General features: G+C 73.2%; 16 protein-coding genes. 4 read left to right on the top strand and 12 right to left on the bottom strand.

All coding sequences use genetic code 11. The features are described from left to right. Positions 1-251: 251 nt before the first annotated feature. Genes O7617_RS30450 through O7617_RS30460 form a run of 3 tightly spaced genes read right to left on the bottom strand, consistent with a single transcriptional unit; the run spans position 252 to position 3938 of the window. Positions 252-2348 carry a sulfatase-like hydrolase/transferase gene (locus tag O7617_RS30450; RefSeq protein ID WP_282259855.1) on the bottom strand — a complete coding sequence of 699 codons (2097 nt, stop codon included), beginning with the start codon at positions 2346-2348 and terminating at the stop codon, positions 252-254. Then, a complete protein-coding gene (locus O7617_RS30455; protein WP_282259856.1) occupies positions 2341-3771 on the bottom strand; it encodes a methyltransferase in 1431 nt (476 codons plus the stop codon). The genes O7617_RS30450 and O7617_RS30455 overlap by 8 nt, the downstream gene beginning before the upstream one ends. A gap of 17 nt (positions 3772-3788) precedes the next feature. Then, positions 3789-3938, bottom strand: a complete 150-nt coding sequence (locus O7617_RS30460; RefSeq protein ID WP_165947858.1) for a hypothetical protein — start codon at positions 3936-3938, stop codon at positions 3789-3791. A gap of 200 nt (positions 3939-4138) precedes the next feature. Here O7617_RS30460 and O7617_RS30465 point away from each other — a divergent pair, with 200 nt between their 5' ends. Beyond that, a complete protein-coding gene (locus O7617_RS30465) occupies positions 4139-5017 on the top strand; it encodes an arginase family protein (RefSeq protein ID WP_282264916.1) in 879 nt (292 codons plus the stop codon). Here the strand turns inward: O7617_RS30465 and O7617_RS30470 are convergent. The 6 genes from O7617_RS30470 to O7617_RS30495 form a co-directional block, all read right to left on the bottom strand. Beyond that, entirely contained in the window at positions 4983-5978 is a 996-nt protein-coding gene (locus tag O7617_RS30470) for an SDR family NAD(P)-dependent oxidoreductase (RefSeq protein WP_282259858.1), read from the bottom strand. The two genes, O7617_RS30465 and O7617_RS30470, sit on opposite strands and share 35 nt — an antisense overlap. 103 nt (positions 5979-6081) lie before the next feature. Then, positions 6082-7404: a glycosyltransferase gene (locus O7617_RS30475; RefSeq protein WP_282259859.1), complete on the bottom strand. Its 1323-nt coding sequence runs from the start codon at positions 7402-7404 to the stop codon at positions 6082-6084. Continuing rightward, on the bottom strand, positions 7401-9704 hold the full coding sequence (locus tag O7617_RS30480) for a glycosyltransferase family 39 protein (RefSeq protein ID WP_282259860.1): 2304 nt from the start codon (positions 9702-9704) through the stop codon (positions 7401-7403). Before O7617_RS30480 ends, O7617_RS30475 begins: the two co-directional genes overlap by 4 nt. A 44-nt stretch (positions 9705-9748) precedes the next feature. Beyond that, positions 9749-11254: a HAMP domain-containing sensor histidine kinase gene (locus O7617_RS30485; RefSeq protein WP_282259861.1), complete on the bottom strand. Its 1506-nt coding sequence runs from the start codon at positions 11252-11254 to the stop codon at positions 9749-9751. Further along, a complete protein-coding gene (locus tag O7617_RS30490; protein WP_282259862.1) occupies positions 11232-11978 on the bottom strand; it encodes a response regulator transcription factor in 747 nt (248 codons plus the stop codon). The genes O7617_RS30485 and O7617_RS30490 overlap by 23 nt, the downstream gene beginning before the upstream one ends. 113 nt (positions 11979-12091) lie before the next feature. Further along, the gene (locus O7617_RS30495; protein WP_282259863.1) at positions 12092-12322 is read right to left on the bottom strand and encodes a hypothetical protein; all 231 of its coding nucleotides are present in this window, start codon (positions 12320-12322) and stop codon (positions 12092-12094) included. A gap of 211 nt (positions 12323-12533) precedes the next feature. On the opposite strand from O7617_RS30495, the gene O7617_RS30500 reads away from it, so the two are divergent. The 3 genes from O7617_RS30500 to O7617_RS30510 all read left to right on the top strand — a co-directional run bounded on the left by O7617_RS30500 (position 12534) and on the right by O7617_RS30510 (position 15350). Then, positions 12534-13466, top strand: coding sequence for a serine/threonine-protein kinase (locus O7617_RS30500; RefSeq protein WP_282259864.1), 933 nt, complete (start codon positions 12534-12536; stop codon positions 13464-13466). A 91-nt stretch (positions 13467-13557) separates the two neighbouring features. Then, entirely contained in the window at positions 13558-13983 is a 426-nt protein-coding gene (locus O7617_RS30505) for an OsmC family protein (RefSeq protein WP_282259865.1), read from the top strand. Between the two features lie 515 nt (positions 13984-14498). Beyond that, positions 14499-15350 (top strand): hypothetical protein, encoded by an 852-nt coding sequence (locus O7617_RS30510; protein WP_282259867.1) that lies wholly within the window; start codon positions 14499-14501, stop codon positions 15348-15350. 30 nt (positions 15351-15380) lie between these two features. On the opposite strand, the gene O7617_RS30515 is transcribed toward O7617_RS30510, so the two are convergent. The 3 genes from O7617_RS30515 to O7617_RS30525 form a co-directional block, all read right to left on the bottom strand. Next, positions 15381-15902: an ATPase gene (locus O7617_RS30515; RefSeq protein WP_282259868.1), complete on the bottom strand. Its 522-nt coding sequence runs from the start codon at positions 15900-15902 to the stop codon at positions 15381-15383. A 114-nt stretch (positions 15903-16016) separates the two neighbouring features. Continuing rightward, positions 16017-16463, bottom strand: a complete 447-nt coding sequence (locus O7617_RS30520) for a response regulator (RefSeq protein WP_145782537.1) — start codon at positions 16461-16463, stop codon at positions 16017-16019. A 68-nt stretch (positions 16464-16531) separates the two neighbouring features. Then, complete coding sequence (locus O7617_RS30525; RefSeq protein WP_282259870.1) at positions 16532-16879, bottom strand: STAS domain-containing protein; 348 nt, start codon at positions 16877-16879, stop codon at positions 16532-16534. Positions 16880-16914: the final 35 nt, after the last annotated feature.

A 16914-nucleotide genomic window follows, 5' to 3' on the forward strand; every position in this document is an offset into this window, starting at 1 on the left:
CGCCGGCAGATCTACGTTGAATTGCCTTCGCTTCTACCGTAATTGCGGCCCGGTGGACAACGCCCGCCATGGTTCTGCGGTGAGGCATGCGTCACCCGATTCCCGACCGGGCCGCCGGGAAACCCGGCCTCCCGCTGGTCGGGACGCTACCGGGAGCGGGCCGAGACCGAGCCGGCAACCCGACCGGGACCGAGCCGGCAAGCCAGCCGGGAGAGGGCCGGCAGCCCGACCGGGACCAGACCGAGGCCGGGTCACGACAGGGCGAGGCGTCGCAGCGTCCCGTCCGGCGTGACCTGGAGGACGTCGAGCTGGTTGGTGCCGGCGCGGAACAGGCTGTCGTCGGTCAGCAGTGCGGCGAACCGGCGTCCGCCGGGGTCGGCGGGCACCGCCGGGACGACGGCGCCGATCCGGCCGTTGACGGCCACGGCCAGCAGCGTGCCGTCCGGGATCTTCTCCGGCACGTCACCCCAGACGAGCGCCGGGAGGGTCCCGGTGTCGGGGTCCATGGCGGTGAACGCGGCCAGGTCGGCGACCCGGGCGTTGCCGCCGGGCGGGCCGGCGCGCACCTGCGTGCCGACCAGGGGGTGCGGGGTCGGCAGCGGTGGCGGGGTGGGCACGCCTCCGGGGAAGGTGGTCGGAACGCCTGGGCGGTCGTAGAAGTGTTTCGTGCCGTCGGCGCGCGGGGCCTGTCGGGCGGAGCGGCCGTCGACGTGCCAGGGCAGCCGGATGTCGGCCTCGTCGGCGACGGTCGGCAGCAGGTCGACGTGTTCCCAGTTGCGGTCGTCCACCCGGCCGGTCTGTTGCCGGGGTTCCTTGAGGAACATCGGCACCCAGGCGACCTCACCGGCGGCGGCCTTGATCGCGTCCATCCCCCGGCCCTGGGCGCCCGGGCGGAAGCTGACGCCGTGGTCGGCGGTCACCACGAGCATCGACTGGTCGTAGAGGCCGCTGGCGCGCAGCGTCCGCAGGGTCTCGCCGATCAGCCGGTCGGTGTAGCCGAGCTGGGCGAGGTGGCGTTGCCGGGCCAGGTCGACCCAGCCGGCGCCGTCGTTGGGCAGGTCCTCGGGGGCGTCGTAGCGGGCCCCGGACGGCAGGTACGCCCACGGTGAGTGCGGCATCAGCAGGTGCAGGAAGTGCAGTGTGGGCCGGGGCGCCGGTTTCAGCCCGGCCAGGAAGCTGGTGAACCGGGCGGGCTGGTTGTCGTCCAGGCTGTCCCAGCGGAACTTCGGGTCGGCCGGTGCCGGTTCGGCGGCGTCCAGGCCGGCCTCGGCGCGGGTCTGCTCCCGGTAGGAGTCCTCCGGGTCGACGGCGCTGTCGGTGGGCCCGGCGACCCGGCCGAGGAGCTTGCCGGTCTCCCGGACCAGGACGCCGAGCCCCTGTTCCGGGGTGACCGGTTGCTCGCACCGGCTGGGCGGGCAGAGGCGGGTGATGCTCTCCTCGGCCCTGATGTCGTAGAGGCCGCCGAAGGCGGTGAAGATGTTGTCCGGGTACTGCGAGTAGTGCGGGGCGACCGGCTTCGCCGGGTAGCGGCCGGTGAGCATGGCGGGCAGCGCGTTGGGCGTCCACCCGCTGACACCTGTCGCGTTGCGGTACCAGGTGGAGGCGTCGGCCAGCTCCGCGAAGTGCGGGAACCGCGTCGCGTCGATCCTCCCGTCGGTGCCGAGCAGGCTGACCAGCGGCAGTTCGTCGAGGATCAGCATCACCACCGGCGGGTGCACGCCCGAGCCCTGCGCGGTGCCCACCGCGCCGCCGTCGCCGCGCGGCAGGACCACCGCCGAGGTGGGCGACACGAACAGGAACAGCGCCACGAAGGCCACCGGTCCGGCGGCGGCCAGGCGCAGCACCAGACGCGGCGCCCGCCGGCGCCGGTGTGCGACAGCGCCTCCGGCCCCGGCCAGCAGGGCCACCACCAGCAGGGGTACGCCCCGAAGCGGCGTCACGTGTCGGCCCACCTGCACGGCGAGGGCGGCGAGCAGCAGCCCGACGAGCCCGCTGTGGGTGAGGGCGCGTGCGGTCCGGCCGGCCACTCGGCTGAGCGCGCCGAGCAGCACCACCCCGGTCGTGGGCAGCACCGCCACCAGGGCGAGCAGCAGCAGGATCTCGGCCGGGTCGGCGCGGTGGAACAGGAAGAAGTCGGGGCTGCGGCCGAGCACGTCCAGCAGTGGTTGGGTGACCACCAGTCCGACCAGCGCGGTCACCTCCAGCGCCCGGCCCAGCTCACCGCGCCGGCCCCGATCCCACCGCCCGCCGGTCGACTCGTCCGACCGACCGACGTCCGGGGCCGACGGGCCGCCGGGGCCGGACCGCTCGTCGGGAGGCGGCCCGGTGGCGGCGACCGGTTCAGCCACCGATCACCGTTCGGTAGAGCGTGCGGGTGCCGGAGGGCAGTTCCAGCCGCTCGGTGATGCGTCCCCGGCCGGCGAGCAGTGTCTCGAAGGCGTCGCGGCGGTAGTCCGGGAAGAGGCCGCCGGGTTTGTTGGCCAGCAGTCGGGTGGCCATCGGGTCCTCCGGGTGGACGAACTCGACCACCACCGTGCCACCCGGGGCGGTCAGCCCGGCCAGCCAGTCGACGACCTCCGGCAGCGGCACGTTGCGTCCGATCGCCAGGTGGTGCACGACGGCCAGGGCGAGCACCACGTCGGCGGACGCCCGTTCGGCGAAGCCGGCCCGTTCGACGCCCCGCCAGCCGCCCCCCGGGGACGGGTCGGCGAGGTCCAGCACCAGCGGCAGGATCCGGCGTTGCCCCTCGGAGCGCAGCTTGCGGTACAGCTCGTCGACCACTGCCGGGTCCTGCTCGACGGCGACCACGTAGTCGGCGTGCCCGGCCGCCAGTCGGGAGTACCGGCCGTCGTTCGCGCCGAGGTCGAGCACCAGGCGAGGGCGGGTGCCGGAGGCCACCGAGGTGACCACGAACTGCTCCTTGGCCACCCGGTCGCGGGCCGAGTAGCCGCAGGTGACCTGGTAGTCCGACCAGTGGCTCCCGGCCGGACGGTGCTCCAGCTTCCGGACCAGTTTCTCGATGCCGCGTACGGTGGCCAGCAGCAGCTCCCGGGAGAAGCCGGCGGCGCGCAGTTGGTCGCGGACCTCGGTGGTGCTGGCGGCGGCGTTGCGGTGTTGCATCGCGCCGTGCAGGTGCAGGTGGGTCAGCACGCCGGGGCGCAGTCGGCGGGTCCCGCCGAACAGTGGTCGCAGTTCGTCGGCCTCGATGCCGTCGACGCGGGCGCGCAGCCACGGCTGGAAGTCGACGCCCAGGTGGGCGGTGAGCAGCAGCGGGTAGAGCACGGTCTGGCAGAACTGCCGGTAACCGGCCCACGGTTCGCCGTCGCGGACCGGTTCGAAGGAGCCGATGTCGATGAAGACCGGTTCCGCCCCGCGCCACTGCAGGTTGTACGCCGAGCCGTCCTTGGTGGTGAAGCCCTCGCCGAGCGCGGCGCGCAGGATCTCCAGGTGCAGCAGCGCGGCGTCGCGCAGCATGCCGAACGACCACTCGTACGGGTGGGAGACGAACGGGATGCGCTCGTGGCGCAGCACGGCGGCCCACGGGGCACCGGTCGTGGCGGGCACCAGGGTCGGCGGGGCGTCCTCGGTGGCGCAGACCTTGCGGGCGGCGACGAGCGCCGGGAAGAACGTGCTGCCGGTCAGCGCCCGCCAGTGTGTGGCGGCCTGGGGGTCCAGCCCGCGCAGCACCTCGTCGCCGACGTGGAAGACCCGGTTGGCCGGGTCGCGGAAGGAGGCCGGTTCGGGCCGTACCTCGGTGGGTGAGATCGCCATCGTCGGGGTCGGCCCGCTTACCGCTGGTCGGTGGGTTGCCGGCGGAACCGGTCGACCAGGCGTCGCCAGTAGAGTTTCGCGGCGACCGCGGCGCCGGCCACCCCGCCGACGACCGCCTGCACGATCAGGCTGCCGGATCCCGCGTCCAGGTAGGCCAGATGTTCCACCGATCGCTCCTTGCCCTCGCCGTCTCGACACCGGCGTCCCGAGCATGCAGCGGTGAGACTTTTGACCCAGAAAGCCGGACTTGTCCCTCACCGTACGCTGATCGCCATCCGTGTCGCGGGCACATTGGCGGACTCCCAGCCTCGCCACAGAATGCGGCCGGGACGGCCCGCCGCGCCGGTACGCTGCTGACGTGCGCTGGATGATCGTGGACGCGCCGCTGGACTCCTCCGGCGCAGGGCGCGGTGAGGAGCGGGCCCCGGCCGCGCTGCGCCGGGCCGGCCTGCGCGAGGCCCTGGCCGCCGACGACGGCGGGCGGATCGACGAGGCGCGGTTGCGCGACCCGGCCCGCGACCCGGCCAGCGGGGTGATCGGCGCGGCTGGCCTGGTCCGGGCCGGCGGCGCCATCGCCGCGCGGATCGGTGCGCTGATCGCGGACGGCCACCGACCGCTGGTGCTCGGCGGCGACTGCGCGATCCTGCCCGGCATCTGCCGGGCCCTGCCCCCGGCGACCGATCTGTGGTTCGTCGACGCCCACCCGGACTTCCTCGACGGCGCCACCTCGCCGACCGGTGAGGCCGCCGACATGGACCTCTCGGTGGTCACCGGGAACGGACCCACCGCCGCCGTCGGCCCCGACGGCACGCTGATCGAACCGGGCCGCGTCCACCTGCTCGGGCACCGCCCGGCCACCGACGAGAGCAGCCGGGTCGAGGCGGCCCGGATCGACCCGGCGATCCACCCGGTCACCGCACCCGAGCTGCTGCGCCGGGGCGCGGCGACGGTCGGCGCGGGCCTGGCCGCCGACGGCGACGGACCGGCCTGGCTGCACCTCGACCTGGACGTGGTGGACCCGCGCGACCTGCCCGCGGTGACCTACCCCGAGCCGGACGGGCCGCGCTGGGCCGACCTGATCGCGCTGGTCACGCCGTTGGCCCGCACCGACCGGCTGCTCGGGATGAGCGTGACCGACCTGAACACCGACGAGGACCCCGACGGGCGGCACACCCGCCGCGTCGTCGAGGTCCTCACCGAGATGCTCGTTTCTAGAGGAAGCGGACCCTCGTCAGCTTCTCGCTGAGTTCCCACAGACGCTCGGCCTGCAGGGGGTCGACCGCGTACGGCAGGACGCCGTCGAGATCATTGAAGTCACCGAGTTCCGTCGTGTCGGAACCGACTGGTTGCACGATGTCGGCGACGTCGCAGTCCTCGCAGTAGACACCACCCAGACCGGCAAGCTGCGGGCTCGTCGCGCACCACACCGGCGTCGCCGCACCCTGTTCGGGGGTCTTCAGCTGCTTGCTCGGGTCGAGGATCGGATCTCCGTCGGGGTCCACCATGCCGGCCGCGACGAGTTGCTCAGTCGTCAGATACTGCTTCAGCCCTGTCGCGACGATGCTGCCCGGGTGGGCGGCGAACGCGCGCACCCCGTACTCCTGGCCTCGTCGGTCGAGTTCCACCGCGAACAGCGACATCGCGGTCTTGGACTGTCCGTAGCCGGCCCATGGGTCGTACTCCCGGTGCTCGAAGTTCGGGTCGTCGAACACAACGGGCGAGTGACGGTGCCCGAGCGAGGTGAGGGTGACGACCCGCGCGCTACCGGCCCGCAGCGCCGGCCAGAGCCGGGCCGCGAGCTGGAAGTGACCGAGATAGTTGATCGACAGCTGGAGTTCGTTGCCGCGCGAGTCCCGGCCCAACGGCGCGGCCATGATCCCAGCGGACTCCACCAGGATGTGCACCGGCCGGCCAGAGGCGACGAACTCCCCGGCCACGGCGTCGACCGACGCCGGGTCGCTGAGATCCATGGTCGCGTACTCCGCGGAGATCCCGGCCAAGGCGCTGCGGGCGTTGGTGGTGTCGCGGTCGAGGACCACGATGTGAGCGCCCGCTGAACCCAGTGCCAGTGCCGTCTGCAGCCCCAGCCCAGAGTTGGCACCGGTCACAATCGCGATCTTGCCGGTCAGGTCGGTCGATCCAAGGACATCCTTCGTCGTGGAACTCGCGTCGAAGCCCGAGCCGATGGGACGTTGTGCTGTTGTCATCGTGCGCTCCTCGCAATGTGCAGATCAGCCCTGCCTGGTGTTCACGGTCGCGCGCCGGGCCGTGCCTTCGCCCCAGGGCTACACCCTGGCCGTGACCCTGGTGTCACCGACGCGTCGGGCGGGCCCGGTGGTGCATGCCGAGGCGCAGCAGCACGAATCGCGAGACGGTGGCGGCCAGGTTCGCGGCCACCAGCACGGCCAGCTCCACCGGCCGGGCCGGTACGGCGTGGACCGCGTGCAGGACGGCCAACGAGCCACTGGTCAACGCCAGACCGAGCGCGAAGGCCAGCAGACCCTGCACGTGATGCCGCCCCGCGTGCCGACGCCCGGTGATGCCGAACGTCAGCCGACGGTTCGCGGCCGTGTTCGCCACAGCGGTCACCAGCAGCGCCAGCAGGTTGGCCGGTTGCGCGCCGAGGGCACCCCGGGTCGCCACGAACAGCACCAGGTACGCGAGGGTGCTGGCCACCCCGACCGCCGCGAACCGGACCAACTGACGGGGCAACCCGACGGGCACCTGAGTCGCCGGACCGGTCAGCGGCGCACGGCCGGGCGGCACGGCGAGCGGCCCCCGGCCAGGCGGCACGGCCAGCGGCGCACGGCCGGGCGGCACGGCGAGCGGCCCCCGGCCCCACTGGGCACGCAGGGCGGTCAACGGCAGCGCGCCGGTCAGCAACGCCCGACCCAGTCGGCCCACCCCGCGCAGGTCGGCCAGGGCGGTGGCGACGATGTCGACGCGGCTGTCCGGGTCGTCGACCCAGTCCACCGGCACCTCGTGGATGCGCAGACCGGCCCGCTGCGCGAGGACCAGCAACTCGGTGTCGAAGAACCAGCCGGTGTCGCGCACCAACGGCAGCAGCTCACCGGCCACGTCGGCGCGGATCGCCTTGAACCCGCACTGCGCGTCGGAGAACCGCGCCGCCAGCGCACCGCGCAGCAACAGGTTGTAGGCCCGGGAGATGACCTCCCGCTTGGCACCGCGTACCACCCGGGAGGTACGCGCCAGGCGGGTGCCGATCGCCAGGTCGGAGTGGCCGGAGATGAGCGGCGCTACGAGCGGCAACAGCGCCGCCAGGTCGGTGGAGAGGTCCACGTCCATGTACGCCAGCACCGGCGCGGACGACGCGGACCAGGCCGCCGACAGCGCCCTTCCCCGCCCCTTGGCCTCCAGGTGCAGCACGTCGACGCCGGGCAGTTCGGCGGCGAGACCGTCAGCTATCGCCGGTGTGTCGTCGACGCTCGCGTTGTCCGCGATGGTGATCTGGAACGGGTACGGGAAGTGCTCGGTCAGGTGGGCGTGCAGCCGTCGTACGCACGGGCCGAGGTCGGCCTCCTCGTTGTAGACCGGGATCACCACGTCCAGCACCGCGCCGGAGGCGGTGGGTCGGGCCTGGACGGCGGCCCGCTGTGCGTTCAGCGCGGTCACGACGCCTCCGTGCCGGTGCTCAGGTCGTAGACGGTGACACCGTCGACGGTCTGCGCCGTGAACGCCTCCGCGACCCAGGCGGCGATCTCCTGGGAGGCCGAGCTGCCGCCGTTGGCCCGGAAGCCGCCACCACCGATGAAGTAGTGGATCTTTCCATCGGCCACGTAGCGCTGGAACTGCGCGAGGGTGGGCGACGGGTCGCTGCCGTTGAATCCGCCGATCGGCATCACCGGATCTCCGGTGGCGAGCTGGTAACCGGAGGCGTTGTTGGAGCCGATGGTGGCGGCCACCCAGGTGTAGTCGGCGCTGTCGCGCTCCAGCAACTCGCGCAGCGCGGTGCTGGGCTCCCGGGCGTCGAGCAGGCCGCCCATTCCCCCGCCGGCCGGGCGTCCCTGGCCGCCGGCGGGCCCGCCGTTGCGGCCACCGTCGGGGAAGCCCGGCCCCTGGCCGCCGTTCTGACCGCCGCCGTTCGTTCCGCCGTCGTCCTGACCGCCGCCGTTCGGACCGCCGCCGTCTCGACCGCCGCCGGGGAATTGGCCCCCGCCGGGGGTGCCGCCCGGGAACTGACCGCCACCGTTCTGACCCCCGCCCGGGAATCGACCCCCGCCCGGGAAACCACCCGGGAACTGACCGCCGCCCGGCAGTTCCATCCCGCCCGGTGGTCGCCCACCGGGGAAGCCGCCGCGCCCGAAGCCGCCGGCCACGAACGGACCGGCGCTGGGGATCGACCCGGTGTGCGGGGTCGCCGCGGTCTGCGCCGCGTACGCGACCGGGCCCGCGAGGGCCGTCGCGAGGCCCAGACCCAGCACCACCGGCACCGACCGGCGGGGAAGCCGGGTCATCAGCAGGAGCAGCGCCGCACCGACCAGACCGGCGACGAGCACGACGCCGCGCAACCACGGGTACCAGTCGGGGCTACGCCCGAGCAGCGACCACGCCCACCAGACGGTGACCGCGAGAGTGCCGGCGAGCGTCGCCGAGGCCGCCGGTCGACGCCACCGCTGCCGTCGCGAACCAGCGACACCGTCGGCGGACGCCGGCACCGGATCACCCGCCGGGATCTCGGCGACCGCGGCGACAGCCGGTCGCCGCTCGTGCCACAGCATCGTGACACCGATGCCGACCAACGCACCGATCGCCGGGGCGAGCGCCACCGTGTAGTACGCGTGGAAGATCCCGGACATGAAGCTGAAGATCAGGCCGGTGACCAGCAGCCAGCCGCCCCAGAGCAGCAGCCCGGCCCGGGCCCGGTCGGTACGCGCCGCCCGGCCGGCCACCAGCAGCCCGGCGACCAGCAGGATCGCGGCGGCCGGCAGCAGCCAGGAGACCTGACCGCCGACCTCACCACCGAACATGCGCAGGATGCCGGTCTGGCCCGAGAACGGACCGCCGCCTCCCGGGCGCCCGCCTCCGCCACCGACGCTTCCCACCTCGTCACCGGTGATCCGGCCGAGGCCGTTGTAGCCGAGGGTGAGCTCCAGGATGCTGTTCCCCTGCGACCCTCCGATGTACGGGCGGGCGTCGGCCGGGACCAGCTCGACGAGCGCCACCCACCAGCCGGCCGAGACCACCACCGCCAGGCCCGCCAACAGCAGCTGTCGGACCCGCCGCCACAGCCCGGTCGGCGCGGCCAGCAGGTAGACACCGGCGAAGACCGGCACCACCAGGAACGCCTGGAGCATCTTGGTGAGAAAGCCGAAGCCGACCAGCACACCGACCAGCACGATCCACCTGGTGCTCGCCGACTCCACCGCGCGCACTGTGGCGTACGCCCCGGCGACCAGCAGCAGGACCAGCAACGCGTCCGGGTTGTTGAACCGGAACATCAGCGTCGCCACCGGGGTGACCGCGAGGACCGCGCCGGCGATCAGACCGGCGGCCGGCCCGTACCAGCGTCTCACCGTCGCGTACAACACGCCGACCGAGGCGACCCCGCAGAGCGCCTGCGGCACGAGCATCGCCCAGCTGTTCAGCCCGAAGACCCGTACGGACAGGGCCATCAGCCACAGCGACGCGGGTGTCTTGTCGACGGTGATGGAGTTGGCGGCGTCCGACGAGCCGTAGAGGAACGCCTTCCAACTCACCGAGCCGGCCTGCACGGCCGCGGCGTAGAAGGAGTTCGCCCAACCGGAGGCACCCAGGCCCCACAGGTAGAGCAGAGCCGTGGCGAGCAGCAGGCCGGCCAGCGCGGGCCGGGCCCAGGCCGGCGAGCGACGCGTCGGCGGCGAGTGCTCGTCGGGGCGTGTGGCCGTCGGCGGCTCGGGTTCGGCGGGTGCCGTCAGGGTCTCTGTTCTGTCCATGCGGTCAGCCTTGGCGGCCAGGCTGGCGGGACGCCGTGTGCTGACTATGCGTCAGCTGTGGGATGAGGCAACCGGACGGTGAACGCTGTCCGACCCGGCCGGCTGTCCACTCCGACCGTGCCCCGGTGGGCCTCCACCACGGCCGCCACGATCGCCAGGCCGAGACCGGTGCTGCCGTGCGCCCGGGACCGGGAGCCGTCGCCGCGCGCGAACCGTTCGAACATCTCCGGTTGCAGCTCCGCCGGTACCCCGGGCCCGTCGTCGGCGACGGTGAGCACGGCGTAGCCCGCGTCGACGGCCAACGTGGTGGTCACCGTGCTGCCGGGTGGGGTGTGCACCCGCGCGTTGGCCAGCAGGTTCGCGACCACCTGGTGCAGCCGGGCGGCGTCGCCGGGCACCCGAAGCACCACCTCGGGCAGGTCGAGCTGCCAGCGGTGGTCGGGCCCGGCGACGTGCGCGTCGCTGACCGCGTCCACCACCAGGGCGGTCAGGTCGACCGGTTCGACAGCGAGCGGCCGACCGGCGTCGAGGCGGGCCAGCAGCAACAGGTCGTCGACGAGCCGCGTCATCCGGGTGCTCTCCGACTCCACCCGGCGCAACGCGTGCGCCACGTCCGGGGGAACCTCGTCCCGGCCGCGCCGGGCCACCTCGGCGTAGCCCCGGATCGCCGCCAGCGGAGTCCGCAGCTCGTGGCTGGCGTCGGCGACGAACTGGCGTACCCGCGTCTCGCTGGCCTGCCGGGCGGAGAGCGCGTCGGCGACGTGGCCCAGCATCCGGTTCAACGCCGCGCCGACCTGACCGACCTCGGTGCGCGCGTCGGTGTCAGCATCCGGCACGCGGACGGCGAGGGCCACCTCCCCACGATCGAGGGGCAGCTCGGTGACCCGGGTGGCGGTGGCGGCCACCCGGTTGAGCGGGCGCAGCGTGGCCCGGACGATCAGCGCACCGGCCGCACCGGCGACCAGCAACCCGGCGGCGGCCACCGCGGCCTGCGCCGCCACCATCCACCACACGGTCTCCTGCACGCCGGACAGCGGGATCGCGACGACGCGTACCCGGCCGTCCCAGTACTGCCGGGCCACGGCCCGGTAGTCACCGCGCACCCCGAGGTCCACGGTGCGTGGTTCCACGTCGACCGGCAGAGCCGCCAGCGCGGCGACCTCACCGACCGGAACGGCCTGTTCGTCGGGGAACGGGTCGCCACTGGACGGCCTGTCGGTCAGCGTCCGCGCGCTGACCACCCGCCCGTCGGTGATCACGGCGACCACCGTGCCCGACGGCGATCCGGGTGGCACGCCGGGTCCGTTGCCCGGGAACACCGGCCGCCCCGGACGGTCACCCCGCATGGTCGTCGCGGGTGCCAGCTGGGCGTCGAGCCGGTCGATCAGGAAGTGCCGCAGCGCCACGGTGGTCAGGCCACCGATCGCGACGCTGACCACCGCCAGCAGCGCGAGCAGGGCGAACACCAGTCGGGTACGCAGGGAGCGGCCGGCCAGCCACCGTCGGGCGGCACGCAGCGGTCGGCGGTCACTCGGCGGGTTTGAGGACATAGCCCGCACCGCGCAGCGTGTGGATCATCGGCGCCCGGCCGGCGTCGATCTTCTTGCGCAGGTACGAGATGTACAGCTCCACCACGTTGGCCTGGCCGCCGAAGTCGTAGTTCCACACCCGGTCGAGGATCTGCGCCTTGCTGAGCACCCGACGCGGATTGCGCATCAGGTAGCGCAGCAGCTCGAACTCGGTGGCGGTGAGCGTGACCAGTTGGCCGGATCGACGCACCTCGTGACTGTCCTCGTCGAGGCTGAGGTCGCCGACGGTCAGCACGGCGTCCTCGCGGGCGGCGACCGCGAACCCGGAGCGGCGCAACAGGGCGCGCAACCGGGCGATCACCTCCTCCAGGCTGAACGGCTTGGTCACGTAGTCGTCCCCGCCGACGGTCAACCCGGCGATGCGCTCCTCCACCGCGTCGCGGGCGGTCAGGAAGAGCACCGGCACGGTGGGCGCGTACTCACGCAGTCGACGCAGCACCTGGAAGCCGTCCAGGTCGGGCAACATCACGTCGAGCACCACCGCGTCCGGCTGGAACTGCCGGGCGGCACTCAACGCCGCCATCCCGTCACCGGCGCTGCGGACCTGCCAACCCTCGTACCGCAGGGCCATCGACAGCAGATCGGTGAGCGTGGGCTCGTCGTCGACCACCAGCACCCGCACGGGTTCCCCGTCGGGGCGGCGTAGCTCGATCCGGCTCGGTGCGGCCTGCCCGTTCATGACCATGCCGCCCATCGTGGCCGCCACGTCTGTGCCCCGCCCCTGTGGAACCTGTGTGCCGGCTGTGCGGCCGGGTCGACGGAACTCCGGCGCCCGCACCGGTCAGCCCCGCGTGCTGGTCACTCGGACACCCCGAACGCGTCGGTGCGCACGAAGCGCATGCTCCAGCCGCCCGTCCCGTCCGGCCGGTCGCGTTCATAGAGGTGGTCCGGGCCGGGCTGCACCGGACCGGTGCCGTCCGGATGCCGCATGATCCAACGCTGCGGTGGGCCGCCGTCCGACCCGGCCGGCAGCAGCCGGACCAGACCGTCCGCAGGCCCGCCGACGAAGCGGACGGTGACCTCGCTCATCGCGATGCCTCTCGGGTGACCGTGCCGGCACATTCGGTGACACCGGCTCTGGCTCGCAAGCTACCGCACCGGCCGCCGCGCCGCAGCGAGGTGCACGCGTCGGCCCGCCCCGCCGGTTCGCTCAGCGCGACCCGCCGGTTTGCCCAGCTCGGCGGTCGGGTACCGCGACCGGAGGATCCGCCGCCGGCGGGACGAGGACGAGGAGTGGTCGATGCGCGCGCTGGACGGGCGGTACCAGCTCGAGCGGCGCATCGGCGTGGGCGGCATGTCCGAGGTGTGGCGGGCACACGACCAGGTGCTGGACCGGCCGGTCGCGGTGAAGCTCATCCTGCCCGGACCACACGACCGGGACAGCCCGGTGGAACGGATCCGCACGGAGGCCCGCTCGGCGGCCCGCCTCGTGCACCCGAACGTGGCGAGCGTGCACGACTTCGGCACCTCCTCCACCCTGCCCGGCCGCCCGGTGCCGTACATCGTCATGGAGCTGGCCGAGGGTGAGACGCTCGCCGCGCACCTGCGGGCCGGGCCGCTGGACTGGCGGATCTCGGTGCGGGTCTGCGCCGAGGTCGCCGCGGCGCTGGCCGCCGCACACGCCGAGGGCATCGTCCACCGCGACGTCAAACCGTCGAACGTCATGCTCACCCCGGCCGGGGTGAAGGTCCTCGACTTCGGCATCGCCGTCCCCACCGGCACCCCGGACCCGCTGCCGGAAGGGATCGTGGTCGGCACCCCGGCGTACCTCGCCCCCGAGCAGCTGGACGGGGAGCCCGCCACCCCGGCCGCCGACATGTACGCCCTCGGCGTGCTGCTCTACTACAGCCTCACCGCCCGCCTGCCGTACCACGCGGTCACCGCCGGCGAACTGCTCGGCGTACGCCGACGGCAGCCGCCGGAGCGGCTGCCCGACATCGACGGGCTTCCGCCGGAGGTGGCCGACCTGTGCCACTCCTGCCTCGCCGACGAGCCCGGGCAACGCCCCACCAGCCTGATGGCCGCACTGCTGCTGGCCGAGGCCGTGGACGCCCGGGTGTACGTGCCGATGACGATCCCGACCACCCGCCGACCCGCCCCACCCTCGGCGTGGACCGAACGGGCCGCGACGGAGGCCACCGAGGCGGTGGCGGTGTTCGACCAACGGCGCTGAGCCGCCGCTCCGGCGTTTCGCCCGGCCGCCGCTCCGGCGTTTCGCCCGGCCGCCACTGGGTAGCCCGCCGGTGAGCGACGGGAGAAACGCGATGCCGGATCAGAGTTCCTGGCTGCGTGAGGCCACAGCGACCGCCGAGGGCGGTCACGTACGCACCGACGACGGCGGGCTCTCCACCGCGTTGGCTTCGCCGCTGGCGGCGCACTGCACGGGGCTGAGGCCGGAGCAGTTGCTGGCCGCGGCCTTCGCCTCCTGCCTGCACCACGCGGCGGTGGAGGCGGCCGGTGAGATCACCGACGAGGCGCACACCGTCCAGGTGCGGGCGGAGGCGAAGCTGGGACGCGACGACGACGGCCGGTATCGGGCCGACGTGCGCGCGCAGATCAGCTCGGCGGGTCTGAGCCGGGAGCAACTGGCCGACCTGGTCGAGTACGCCGACCGGCTCTGGCCCTTCTCCAGCAACGACGCCAGCCGCCACCGGCTGACCGTCACACCGGCGGAGAACGGCCGACACTGACCCGGCGACCACCAGCCGGCACCTCCACCGCATCATGATCCACACGACATCGGGGAAGTCGGGGTATCCGAGCGGCTCTGACACCCCCACTTGCGGGAACCCGAGTCGATCAAAGCCGGATGTCGACGGCCGGGGACAGGGGACGGCCGGCCTGGCACCGGGGGCCCGGCCGGCGGACCGCCCCGAGACCCCGGCCCGACGGACCGCCCGGAGACACCGGCCCGACGGACCGCCCGGAGACACCGGCCTGGTGGGCCGCCCGGGGTCGGCCGTTCGGGGGATTCGGGCGGGACTGTTCGGGGGACACGCGCGGATGGCGAGGTAGACGGGTCGAGCGGCGGGCCGAGCGACCGCAATCACGCCCCGAATCGGAAATAACCGTCTCGCCTGATCCGCGAGGTTGCTCCGATTCGCTGACGGTGTGGGCCATCGAGCCCCGATGATCGGGGCAAATTGTGGCGCATGCCACCGTATCGGCTGGCGATATCGAGCAATTGGGTCTTTAGCCTCGTCAGGTGCATCCCGACGACCCCTCCGACCAGAAGCTGACCGACGCGCGCCCGAGCATCCAATCGGACGACGCCGCATCAACCGAACGGACGATCGGCCGTCACCGCGCCCCCGAACCACCCCGTCGCACCCTGCTGGGCTCGACCCCGGTCCGGGTGGCGTTGGCCACCGGTGTCACCTGCTGCCTGAGCCTCGTCGCGGTGGCCACCGCCCGGAGCGACAGCGACGACACCTCCCGCGCGGTGGAGCCGCTCGCCGAGGCGATGGCGGACCGTGCGGCGATCGCGGACGAGCGCGCCTCCCGGTCGCTGGACCGCGACATCGCGCCCGCGCGGATCCTGCCCAGCCCGACGGCGAAGCCGACGCCCAGCCCGACCGTCGCCCGTAAGGCGCCGAAGAAGCCGGTCAAACCACGCCGGCCCCGGCCGGTCGCCGGCCTCGACCAGGCGCAGATGGACAACGCGAAGATCATCGTTGACGTCGGTCTGGACATGAAGATGCCCCGCCGCGCCCTGGTGGTCGCACTGGCCACCGCCATGCAGGAGAGCAACCTCTACAACCTGGCCAGCGACGTCCTGCCGGAGTCGTTCGACTATCCGAACCAGGGCAGCGGCTCCGACCACGACTCGGTCGGGTTGTTCCAGCAGCGGCCGAGCAGCGGCTGGGGCACGGTGGCCGAGCTGATGCGCCCGTCGTACGCCGCGCGGGCCTTCTACACGGCCCTCAACGAGGTCCCGGGCTGGCAGGACATGAGCGTCACCTACGCCGCCCAGTCCGTGCAGATCTCCGCCTACCCGGACGCGTACGCCCAGCACGAGGAACGGGCGACGATCGTCGCGTCGGCGCTCACCGCCTGAACCGACCACGGGCGTCGCCGCACCGCGCGGTCAGCGGCGGCCGGAGGGTGGTTCCGCGCCCGCGTCCAGCCCGCCGACGCCCACCCGGCTCCCCGGTACGCCGGCAGCCGCGGTCGGGGTGTCGGCGGGTACCTGGTCCACAGTCAGCCGGCCGAGGATCTCGTCCACCCGGGCCTCACGCCGCCGGCGCAGGTACAGCGCCGCCTCGAAGTCGCGGCGGGCCTCCACCGCCTCGGCGTACGCCTGCTCCCGCACCTGCCGCGCCTCCTCGCGGGCCGCGTCCAACTCGACGCGGGCCCGGGCCAGGAGGTCGGCGGCCTCGCGTCGCGTCGCGTCACCGGCGTACCGTCCGCCGTTGGCGCCGCCCAGGTCGAGCCGTCGGATCAGCCCGCTGAGCCAGGCCGCCTCCTCGCGGATCTCGTCCCACTCGCGGCCCACCCCGGCCGCGCCCTCGGCCCGGGCCGCCAGTCGGGACAACCGGATCCCCAGCTCGTCCAGGCAGGAATCCACCTGCCGTTGGTCGTAACCGGTCTCAACGACGGAGAACCTCATTCTGTCGCCCCCCAGGCAGCTGCTGTTACTTCCCCACCTGGATCCTCGGCCCAGACCGCGACGGCCGAGGGGGTTCGGGAAAAATGTTCAGCATGCGTGCGCGGGGGTCGTGCGTCAGACGCGCTTGGGCAGCACGACCACCCGGCCGAAGAACTCGTCGATGCGGCGCACCACGTCGTTGAAGTCGTCCAGGTCGATCGGCTTGGTGACGTACGCGTTGGCCTGCAACGTGTAGCTGCCGACGATGTCGGTGTCGGCGTTGGAGGTGGTCAACACGACGATCGGGATGGTACGCAGATCCTCGTCCTGCTTCACCGCGCCGAGCACCTGCCGACCGTCCATCCGTGGCATGTTGAGGTCGAGCAGGATCACGTCCGGTCGGCGGGCCTGCTGGTGCCGACCCTCGGCGCGGAGGAACTCCATCGCCTCCTCGCCGTCGCTGACCACGTCGATGACCTTGTCGACGTCGGAGTCCGCCAATGCCTCCTCGATCATGAGCACGTCGCCCGGGTCGTCGTCGACCACCAGGATGCGTACCGGCTGGGGGCTGTCTGCGCCCATCACTACCTGCTTCGGGTCGGCGGGTACGGGACCTGACGGTCACCGCGTCGGCGGGGAAATCTAGCCCATCACGGGGCGGTCTGCGACGCGGGGTCGCGCGTTTCCGGTTCGTAGCGCAACACGTCGGCGAGCCCGGTGACCCGCAACACCCGCTCGACCCGCCCGCTGGCACCGGTGAGCCGGAGCCACCCCCCGTCGGCGGCGACCTGGTTGTCCCCCCGGACGAACACGGCCATGCCGGTGGAGTCGCAGAACGTGAGGTCGGTGAGGTCGAGGAGCAGCCGGGTCTCGCCCGCGGCGGTCAACTCCTCGATCGCGGCGGTCAACTGGGGGGCGGTGCTCAGGTCCAGCTCGCCCGCGAGTCGCAAACCGGCGCCCTCGCCGTCGCGCTCGACGTGGCTGACGCTGAACGTCACCGTGCTCCCCCTCGCTCCACCCCGTGGTGGGACGT

This window comes from Micromonospora sp. WMMD1155 (assembly GCF_029581275.1).
Lineage (GTDB): Bacteria > Actinomycetota > Actinomycetes > Mycobacteriales > Micromonosporaceae > Micromonospora.

Coding starts and splice junctions, on each gene's coding strand:
- O7617_RS30455 (WP_282259856.1), bottom strand. CDS start 3,771: ATGGCGATCTCACCCACCGAGGTACGGCCCGAACCGGCCTCCTTCCGC.
- O7617_RS30465 (WP_282264916.1), top strand. CDS start 4,139: ATGATCGTGGACGCGCCGCTGGACTCCTCCGGCGCAGGGCGCGGTGAG.
- O7617_RS30470 (WP_282259858.1), bottom strand. CDS start 5,978: ATGACAACAGCACAACGTCCCATCGGCTCGGGCTTCGACGCGAGTTCC.
- O7617_RS30480 (WP_282259860.1), bottom strand. CDS start 9,704: ATGGACAGAACAGAGACCCTGACGGCACCCGCCGAACCCGAGCCGCCG.
- O7617_RS30485 (WP_282259861.1), bottom strand. CDS start 11,254: ATGTCCTCAAACCCGCCGAGTGACCGCCGACCGCTGCGTGCCGCCCGA.
- O7617_RS30490 (WP_282259862.1), bottom strand. CDS start 11,978: ATGGTCATGAACGGGCAGGCCGCACCGAGCCGGATCGAGCTACGCCGC.
- O7617_RS30495 (WP_282259863.1), bottom strand. CDS start 12,322: ATGAGCGAGGTCACCGTCCGCTTCGTCGGCGGGCCTGCGGACGGTCTG.
- O7617_RS30500 (WP_282259864.1), top strand. CDS start 12,534: ATGCGCGCGCTGGACGGGCGGTACCAGCTCGAGCGGCGCATCGGCGTG.
- O7617_RS30505 (WP_282259865.1), top strand. CDS start 13,558: ATGCCGGATCAGAGTTCCTGGCTGCGTGAGGCCACAGCGACCGCCGAG.
- O7617_RS30515 (WP_282259868.1), bottom strand. CDS start 15,902: ATGAGGTTCTCCGTCGTTGAGACCGGTTACGACCAACGGCAGGTGGAT.
- O7617_RS30520 (WP_145782537.1), bottom strand. CDS start 16,463: ATGGGCGCAGACAGCCCCCAGCCGGTACGCATCCTGGTGGTCGACGAC.